Here is a 5,794-nt window from a genome sequence, read left to right as displayed (position 1 = left end):
GGCGGCGCTGTGTCATGACCCCAATTCTTTCATCTGAAAAGCTCGGGCCATTGTAGGGGCCGCTCCCCCCGTGAATCGGGGCGTTGCGCTGACGCGACCGGAACGGACGCCCCCCTTGAGCCCCACGCTCCATAGTTTTTCATTATCAACACAATCACATTGATTGACTTCCGATATTCGCCACAGCGGCATACAGTCATCCCATCGCAGCAGCCATCGTCCAACAGACAACCAGGAGCCCAACATGAGCACCCCCTTCCACGATCCCGCCTCGGTCACCATCCAGAACCTCGAAGCCGCCTTCGCTGGTGAATCGATGGCCCACATCAAGTACCGCTACTTCGCCAAGCTCTGCCGCGAAATGGGCGACGAAGAGACCGCCAAGCACTTCGAGCACACCGCCGATCAGGAGATCCTGCACGCTTTCGGCCACCTCGATCTGCTCTTCCCCAAGGCCAATATGAACCCGGCCAAGGCGCTGCAGTTCGCCATCGAGGGCGAAACCTACGAGTACACGACCATGTACCCGAGCTTCAGAAATGCCGCAGTCGAGGAAGGCCGCACGGATGCTGTGAAAGAGATCGACGAGCAGATTGAAGAATCCAAAGTGCACGCGGCACAATTCAAGGCTGTGCTCGAAAAAGCCGCCAAGCGCTTCGCCGCGCTGGCCAAGGTCGAGGAAAAGCACGCCAACGCCTATCAGGCGGTGCTGGACAAGATCTCGACCTGATTCGAGTTCAAGTCGCCACATTCAAACGCCGACATCGTTGAGCGTGGCGCCGAATCCCCCTTTTTGACGCGTGCAAGCCCGGGGCACCGCCTTGACTTGCATCAGAATCCACCTCCGTTTTTGGAAGAAACGAACATGAAAACTTATCAATGCGTTGTCTGCGGCTACATCTATGACGAAGCCAAGGGCGCACCTGAAGATGGCATCGCACCCGGCACCAAGTGGGACGACGTGCCCGCCGACTGGGAATGCCCGGATTGCGGCGTCGGCAAGTCCGACTTCGAAATGATCGAGATCTGATATGAGCGAAGCGGTCGTCATCATCGGCTCGGGTCTGGCTGGCTACAACGTGGCCCGCGAACTGCGCAAGGCCGACGCCAATGTGCCCATCGTCGTCGTCAGCCGAGACCACGCGGGCTTTTATTCCAAGCCCATGTTGTCCAACGCCCTGGCGGGCAAGAAAACGGCCGCCACGCTGGTGATGAAGACCGCCGAGAAGATGGCCGAGGACATCAAGGGCCGCGTGATCGGCAACGCCGAGGTCACCGGCATCGATACCGAGGCCCGCACGCTGACATTGGCGAGCGGCGAGGTGCTGCCTTATCGTGATCTGGTGCTGGCCTTGGGTGCCGATCCGATTCGTCTGCCCTTGAAGGGTGACGCGGCGGACACGGTGCTGTCCGTCAATGATCTGGATGACTTCGCGAAGTTCGCCGAAGCGCTAGATGCCGCCGCTGGCGGCCTGCCCGTCAAGCGCGTGGCCATCCTGGGTGCTGGCCTGATCGGCTGCGAGTTCGCCAACGACCTGCTGCACCGTGGCATCGAGCCCACCGTGCTGGATCTGGCCGATCGCGTACTGTCGCGCCTGTTGCCGCCCGAAGCCAGCCAGTTGCTGCAGGACAAGCTGCAAGCGGGTGGCACGAGCTTCCGCTTTGGCGTGGGCGCCAGCAGCATCGACAAGGCCGGCAACGGCCTGAAGGTGACGCTCAGCGATGGCAACACGCTGGAAACTGATCTGGTGCTGTCGGCCATCGGCCTCAAGCCACGTACGCATCTGGCCACGCAGGCTGGCGTGCTGACGGGCCGCGGCGTGATGGTCAACCGTGAGCTGGCCACCAATGTGCCGCACATCTACGCCGTGGGTGACTGCGCCGAAGTGGAAGGACACCTGCTGCCTTACGTGATGCCGCTGATGCAGCAGGCACGCGCCCTGGCTGCAACCCTGTCGGGCAAGCCCACGCCTGTGGCTTACCCCGCCATGCCCGTGGTCGTGAAGACGCCCGCCTGGCCTACGGTGGTGTGCCCACCGCCTGCCAACGCCGCAGGCCAATGGGTGGTGACCAGTACGGAAGAAGCGGTCGAAGCCCGGTTCACGGCTGCCGACAACCCCGAGCAGTTGCTGGGCTTCGCCCTGCAAGGCAAGGCCGTGACGCAACGTCAGGCCATGGCAGCCCTGGTGCCGGCCATCCTGGCCTGAGCACGCCGCCGACTGCACTAAGAGCCCACCAGGGCTCCTGCCAGGATTCAACCGGCCCGCGACACCTTGTCAGCGGCCGGTTTGAACACGCACGCGGATTGCGTTAACCTTGAGCCCCTTTTTGGCCAGCACCTCGATCAGGCGCGGCTGAAGCTGGCGCAACTTGGCTGACACGGCCGCGTTGGCGGCCAGAAGCGTCCATCCCTCGTCGTCTACCGGGCCGGCCTTGACATAAGGGGCCATGGCTGGCGGCAGGAAGACGCGCACAGCCTCCAGGCACGCCTGAGACATCTGCAGCCTCTGCATGAGGCTGGCAAGCTGGTTCGAGCGCCCCATGGCCGAAGTCACCTGAGGAACGTCAGGTGTCATGGGCTTGTAGGTGGCAGTTCGGGTGTAACGGCTTGCGCTCATGGGGTGTCAGACAATGTGGCTGGCAGACTCAAGGTTCAGACAGTTCGATGCGGAAGGTTCTTGCATGCAGATTTTGATCACGACCGGCGTCCTGTCGCGAACCCGCGTGCTGCAGTTTACGCCCCTGACCCTGGTGCTGTCGCTGCTGGCACTGGCATTGCCCACGATGATGCTCAGCCTGATGCTCTACCACGCGGTGGTGCTCAAGGCCGCACACGAGCACTGGCCGGTCATCTCGCAAGCGGTGCGTTACGTGGAGCAGCAGGAGTTTGCGCAACGTGATCGCTACATGCGCGAGAACCTCGACGCCATGGCCGCCAAGGTCGGCGATCTGCAGGCCAAGTTGATGCACCTGGAAGCCGTCAGCGAGCGTGTGGCCGGCATGGCAGGCATGAAACCAGATGAGCTCAAGAAGATCGAAGCCGAACCCAAGGGCGCTTCTGGTGGCCCCCTGGTCAGCATGCTGGATGACAAGCCCACCTCGCGCATCCTGCAAGAAATGAACGAGCAGATGGGCACACTGCAATCCACGAGCGAACGCGATGCCGACGTGTTCACGCTGATCGAGTCCCACCTGTTCGAAAAGCGCCTGGAGGCTTTGATGGTGCCCAGCAGCGCGCCCGTGATCGGGCCGATTGGCTCAGGATTTGGCTTTCGCACAGACCCGTTCACGCACCGTCCTGCGTTGCACACGGGGCTGGACTTCCCGTCTGATCCGGGCACATCGATCATGGCTGCGGCGGGTGGTGTGGTGCTGTCTGCAGGGCCGCATCCTCAATACGGGCAACTGGTGGAACTGGATCACGGTAATGGTCTTGTGACACGCTATGCGCACACGTCGCGCATGCTGGTCAAGCAAGGTGATCTGGTCAAGCGCGGCCAGAAGATCGCCGAGGTCGGCAACACCGGCCGATCCACTGGGCCGCATCTGCACTTCGAGGTGCTGGTGGAAGGGGTGCAGCAGAACCCGGCCAAGTTCCTGGCCAGTCAGCATCCAACACCGGCAAATGCAGCTTCACAAAAGAGCAACATCGTTTCGCTAAAGTAAGCCTTCATGCAGGGCCGTATGTACAAGCGTCTGGGCTGGCACCTGCTGCTGGCCCTGGTCATGCTGCTGATGCAGCAGGCCGGCTTGCGCCATGCCCTGCAACACGCCACGCGTGACGATGGCAACCACGCCCACACCTTGTGTGTGGAGTGTCTGGTTCATCACGCAGCAGATGCGAGCGTGGCACCGACCGTGCCCACGCTGGCGCTGGCCAGCTTCGAGCATGTGCTGACTGCGGACGCCGCTCAGCCGCAATGTGCGCAAAGCGCAGCCCGCGCCTACCTCGCCCGCGCGCCACCTGCTGCCTTTTCTGCCTGACTCGTTCACATCGGACGGACCGTGCCGCGCCTCATGCGGGCGCACACCTCGTCTGATGCACTCCTGACGATCCTGGCCGCCTGAGCACTCGGGCTGGCCGCAGAAGAGACCTTTCCATCATGCTTATTCATTCGTCTGGCCGCGAAGGCCTGGACGCGCTCGGCCATGTCGCCACCGCGCGCCCCACATCACAACGTCCGCATCAACCGATGCCCTCGCTGGCACGGACCATGGCCTTCAGTGCCATAGGCCTTCTGGCCACAGTGGCCCAGCATGCGCAAGGTGCACAAGCAGCACAAGCCGCGCCCACATCAACGGCCGCAACCAGCAGCGACGCACAAACCGTATCCGAACTGCGCCGCCAGATCGACGACATGCGTCGGCAATACGAGGCTCGCCTCAAGGAGATGGAAGCCCGCCTGGATCAGGTTCAGCAGGCGCAGGCCAGCGCACCGGCTGCGGCTTCAACGGCGCCCGCGTCACCAGACCAGCCTGTGGCTGATAACGCAAGCAGCTCAGTCAGCGCAGCCAATGGCTTCAACCCCATGGTGTCAGTCATCCTGAGCGGCACGTATGCCAGCCTGTCCAAAGACCCGGGCACCTGGCAGCTCAGCGGCTTCATCCCTGGGGGCGATGAAATCGGCCCTGGTCAACGTGGCTTCAGCCTGGGCGAATCCGAGCTTTCGCTCAGCGCCAACATCGACCCGTGGTGGTACGGCGCCCTGACCTTGTCAGTAGCAGCAGATGACAAGATCGCTGCGGAAGAAGCCTTCGTGCAAAGCACCTCGCTGCCAGAAGGCCTGAAGCTCAAGGTCGGCCGCTTTTTCTCTGGTCTGGGCTACCTCAACGAACAACATGCCCACACCTGGGACTTCGTCGATGCGCCACTGGCTTACCAGGCCTTCCTGGGTGGCCAGTACAAGCAAGAAGGCGTGCAGTTGAAATGGCTGGCGCCTACTGATCAGTTCATCGAACTGGGCGCAGAGTCGGGCAATGGCCACAGCTTTCCCGGCAATGACCGCAATCGCAATTCAGCCGGCTCGGTATCGCTGTTTGCCCACACAGGTGGCGATGTCGGAGACAGCCACAGCTGGCGTGCAGGCCTGGCCTGGTTGAACACAAAGGCGAAAGACCGCAGCTGGGATGCCGTCGACGCGGCTGACCAGAGCGTGAGCAACGCCTTCACGGGCAACAGCCGCATGTGGGTGGCCGATGGCGTGTGGAAATGGGCCCCCAACGGCAACGCCAAGGTGACCAACTTCAAATTGCAAGGCGAGTACTTCCGGCGCACCGAATCAGGCGAGGTGGTGTATGACACGGGCAACGTGGCCACGCCGGGCGACTACCGCTCGGCGCAATCGGGCTGGTACCTGCAAGGCATCTACCAGTTCACCACGGGATGGCGCGCTGGCGTGCGTCATGACGAGCTCGACAGTGGCTCGGTGGACTACGGCCTCAACACAGCCAACTTCGTGTTGACCGACTACAAGCCCAAGCGCGACAGCCTGATGCTGGACTGGTCACCCAGCGAGTTCAGCCGCTGGCGCCTGCAAGTGAGCAACGACCGCTCGCGCGGAGGCATCAATGACAGGCAACTGTTCCTGCAGTACCAGATGAGCCTGGGCGCACACGGCGCCCACAGCTACTGAGCCCCACCCTGAACATGATTCGGAGAACACACATGACGAAGACTTCTGCTATCCGGGCACTGTCCATCGGTGCAGGCCTCGCACTCAGCCTGATCAGCCAGCACGCACAGGCCATCAAGGTCTTTGCCTGCGAACCTGAATGGGCCGCCCTGACCAAGGAG

The 5,794-nt window shown here is 62.3% G+C and carries 7 protein-coding genes; 6 read left to right on the top strand and 1 reads right to left on the bottom strand.

The annotated features are described in order from the left end of the window. Nucleotides 1–244: 244 nt before the first annotated feature. The 3 genes from EPO09_RS11970 (at nt 245) to EPO09_RS11960 (ending at nt 2,207) form a co-directional block, all read left to right on the top strand. Entirely contained in the window at nt 245–730 is a 486-nt protein-coding gene (locus tag EPO09_RS11970; RefSeq protein WP_290643366.1) for a rubrerythrin family protein, read from the top strand. Nucleotides 731–865: 135 nt separating this feature from the next. Beyond that, nucleotides 866–1,030 carry a rubredoxin gene (locus EPO09_RS11965; RefSeq protein ID WP_290643364.1) on the top strand — a complete coding sequence of 55 codons (165 nt, stop codon included), beginning with the start codon at nt 866–868 and terminating at the stop codon, nt 1,028–1,030. 1 nt (nt 1,031) lies between these two features. Next, entirely contained in the window at nt 1,032–2,207 is a 1,176-nt protein-coding gene (locus tag EPO09_RS11960) for an FAD-dependent oxidoreductase (protein ID WP_290643362.1), read from the top strand. Between the two features lie 69 nt (nt 2,208–2,276). On the opposite strand, the gene EPO09_RS11955 is transcribed toward EPO09_RS11960, so the two are convergent. Further along, nucleotides 2,277–2,618 (bottom strand): DciA family protein, encoded by a 342-nt coding sequence (locus tag EPO09_RS11955; protein WP_290643360.1) that lies wholly within the window; start codon nt 2,616–2,618, stop codon nt 2,277–2,279. Between the two features lie 64 nt (nt 2,619–2,682). On the opposite strand from EPO09_RS11955, the gene EPO09_RS11950 reads away from it, so the two are divergent. The 3 genes from EPO09_RS11950 to EPO09_RS11940 all read left to right on the top strand — a co-directional run bounded on the left by EPO09_RS11950 (nt 2,683) and on the right by EPO09_RS11940 (nt 5,633). Next, complete coding sequence (locus EPO09_RS11950; protein ID WP_290643358.1) at nt 2,683–3,666, top strand: M23 family metallopeptidase; 984 nt, start codon at nt 2,683–2,685, stop codon at nt 3,664–3,666. Nucleotides 3,667–3,684: 18 nt separating this feature from the next. Then, nucleotides 3,685–3,984: a hypothetical protein gene (locus EPO09_RS11945; protein WP_290643356.1), complete on the top strand. Its 300-nt coding sequence runs from the start codon at nt 3,685–3,687 to the stop codon at nt 3,982–3,984. A gap of 119 nt (nt 3,985–4,103) precedes the next feature. After that, entirely contained in the window at nt 4,104–5,633 is a 1,530-nt protein-coding gene (locus EPO09_RS11940; RefSeq protein ID WP_290643354.1) for a TonB-dependent receptor, read from the top strand. Nucleotides 5,634–5,794 lie beyond the last annotated feature (161 nt).

It is taken from the genome of Aquabacterium sp. (genome assembly GCF_004297345.1).
GTDB lineage: Bacteria > Pseudomonadota > Gammaproteobacteria > Burkholderiales > Burkholderiaceae_C > Aquabacterium.
The sequence above is the reverse complement of the archived record's forward strand: the minus strand, read 5'-3'. Positions and strand labels throughout refer to the sequence as shown.

Bases quoted from the DNA above. Each gene is read 5' to 3' on its own strand.
- EPO09_RS11970 (WP_290643366.1), top strand. From the start codon at position 245: ATGAGCACCCCCTTCCACGATCCCGCCTCGGTCACCATCCAGAACCTC.
- EPO09_RS11965 (WP_290643364.1), top strand. From the start codon at position 866: ATGAAAACTTATCAATGCGTTGTCTGCGGCTACATCTATGACGAAGCC.
- EPO09_RS11960 (WP_290643362.1), top strand. From the start codon at position 1,032: ATGAGCGAAGCGGTCGTCATCATCGGCTCGGGTCTGGCTGGCTACAAC.
- EPO09_RS11955 (WP_290643360.1), bottom strand. From the start codon at position 2,618: ATGAGCGCAAGCCGTTACACCCGAACTGCCACCTACAAGCCCATGACA.
- EPO09_RS11950 (WP_290643358.1), top strand. From the start codon at position 2,683: ATGCAGATTTTGATCACGACCGGCGTCCTGTCGCGAACCCGCGTGCTG.
- EPO09_RS11945 (WP_290643356.1), top strand. From the start codon at position 3,685: ATGTACAAGCGTCTGGGCTGGCACCTGCTGCTGGCCCTGGTCATGCTG.
- EPO09_RS11940 (WP_290643354.1), top strand. From the start codon at position 4,104: ATGCTTATTCATTCGTCTGGCCGCGAAGGCCTGGACGCGCTCGGCCAT.